The sequence below is a fragment of the Anaerolineales bacterium genome (assembly GCA_003105035.1).
Lineage (GTDB): Bacteria > Chloroflexota > Anaerolineae > Anaerolineales > UBA4823 > FEB-25.
The window spans coordinates 98,804-99,096 of record PQAL01000004.1; the positions used below are offsets into that span (position 1 = coordinate 98,804).

The 293-nt window shown below is 63.1% G+C and carries 1 protein-coding gene; it reads right to left on the minus strand.

Features of this window, described 5'->3' with window-relative positions; genetic code table 11:
* Positions 1-293: hypothetical protein (locus C3F13_02970; protein ID PWB56041.1), on the minus strand; the 293-nt coding region annotated here is incomplete at both ends.

A 293-nucleotide genomic window follows, 5' to 3' on the forward strand; every position in this document is an offset into this window, starting at 1 on the left:
CTGCCCGGGCGCGCCCAGGTGCCATCCTCCCACTTGCCATCCCACTGAAAGCTGGAGGGCAGGGAACCGCCTGAATACTCGAAGGAGCGGGTGTGGTCTCCGCCATCCGAGATGGTGATGCGCCCTCCTATGATTGGCAGGATGCCAGCAGAGAAAGAGACGTCAACCTTCTGGTACACCCAGAAGGAGTCCGGGAGCGAGACGGAAGGGCCGATGTTGGCGATGACGACTGTGATGCGGGCGGTGTGTTCCTGGTTGCCGGCCAGGTCGCCTGCCTCGACGAGAACGGTGTG